The organism is Arthrobacter sp. Y3221087, from assembly GCF_059089905.1.
The window spans coordinates 1-607 of the sequence record NZ_JBNHFE010000026.1 but is presented as its reverse complement, the minus strand read 5'-3'; the positions used below and the strand labels follow the sequence as shown (position 1 = coordinate 607).

At 65.1% G+C, this 607-nt stretch carries 1 protein-coding gene; it reads left to right on the top strand.

The genetic code is table 11. The features are described from left to right. A partial coding sequence (locus tag AC5RUO_RS20005; protein WP_494104447.1) for an amino acid permease occupies nt 1–607 on the top strand: 607 nt, incomplete at both ends.

Sequence of the window (607 nt, the reverse complement as noted above, 5' to 3'; positions counted from 1 at the left end):
TGCGGGCAATCACGGCGTCCTTCATCCTCGGCGGCCTGATTCTCCTCGGCGGACTCCTGGCGGCCCCGGACCTGAACGACCCCAAGCTGGGCTCTGCCGACGGCGGCCTGCAGTACATCGTGCTCTCCGTGCTGGGAGGCCCGTTCGGCAAGGCCTTCCTGGTGTGCATCGTGGTCGCCGTGTTCGTCTGCACCCTCGCCGTCCACGCCGCAGCCATCCGCATGATGTTCGCCATGGCCCGGGACAACAACCTCCCCTTCAGCCGCCAGCTCAGCAAAGTGCACCCGGAGCGGAAGACGCCCACGGTGGCGGCCATCGTCATCGGACTCATCGCCATCATGCCCCTGATCGTCAACGTTTCCCAGCCCGCGATCTTCACCATCCTGTCCAGCATCAGCATTGTCCTGATCTACCTCTCCTACCTGCTGGTCACCGTCCCGCTGCTGCGGCGGCGCTTCCTGAAGAAGTGGCCGCTGTCCGACGAAAGCCACGGAAAAGCCGGATTCAGCCTCGGCAAGTGGGGTCTCCCCGTGAATATCCTCGCGGTCCTCTGGGGCGGCGCCATGACGCTGAACCTGATCTGGCCGCGGCCGGAGATCTACAACTC